This window comes from Psychrobacter sp. CAL346-MNA-CIBAN-0220 (assembly GCF_040309805.1).
Lineage (GTDB): Bacteria > Pseudomonadota > Gammaproteobacteria > Pseudomonadales > Moraxellaceae > Psychrobacter.
This window is the reverse complement of record NZ_JBEOPF010000462.1, coordinates 1-257: the sequence shown is the minus strand read 5'-3', so window position 1 is coordinate 257 and position 257 is coordinate 1. Positions and strand designations below refer to the sequence as shown.

At 44.4% G+C, this 257-nt stretch carries 1 protein-coding gene; it reads left to right on the top strand.

The window, feature by feature from the left end:
- Positions 1 to 257: hypothetical protein (locus tag AAEY88_RS14375; RefSeq protein WP_350563479.1), on the top strand; the 257-nt coding region annotated here is incomplete at both ends.

The following is a 257-nucleotide window of genomic DNA, read 5'->3' as shown; positions in this document are numbered from 1 at the left end:
GGTGTCTTTATTGCCATTACTGCAACAAAACCATGATCGTTCGCCATTACCTGCCAGCCTTGAGCGAGTGCTTAAAAACGTTGCAGAACGGATACAAGAGCAACCTCAATTGCTCGAAGGTAAAAACCTTCAACGTCTGCACCGTAGCCGCAATAAAGAAGGTGATAGAAACCATAATGGCGGCCCATTGCGTTTATATTTAACTGATGGCGAAGGCCAAGTATTAAATACCAAACGAGTATCGCGTGGATTTAGAC